Source organism: Psychrobacter sp. GW64-MNA-CIBAN-0177, from assembly GCF_040309585.1.
Lineage (GTDB): Bacteria > Pseudomonadota > Gammaproteobacteria > Pseudomonadales > Moraxellaceae > Psychrobacter > Psychrobacter okhotskensis.
The window spans coordinates 1-234 of sequence record NZ_JBEOOY010000626.1 but is presented as its reverse complement, the minus strand read 5'-3'; the positions used below and the strand labels follow the sequence as shown (position 1 = coordinate 234).

Genomic DNA, 234 nt, shown 5'->3' with positions numbered 1-234 from the left:
ATTTACAGCGACCAGTGCCGTATGTGTGACAGGTCTGATTGTGGTGGATACGGCAACGCGTTTCACAACTTTCGGGCAAGTCATTATCATAGGGCTGATTCAGATTGGCGGACTTGGTATTCTCACCTTTGTGACGTATTTTAGTTACTTTTTTAAGGGTGGGGTCAGTTATGAGACCCAGCTAAGTATCGGCGAGATGACCTATGCACGGCGAATAGGCGATGCAGTCACAAC

1 pseudogene is annotated in these 234 nt (G+C 47.4%); it reads left to right on the top strand.

What is annotated here, in order from left to right:
* Positions 1-234, top strand: a pseudogene (locus tag AAEY79_RS16465) (ATPase); the annotation flags it as partial.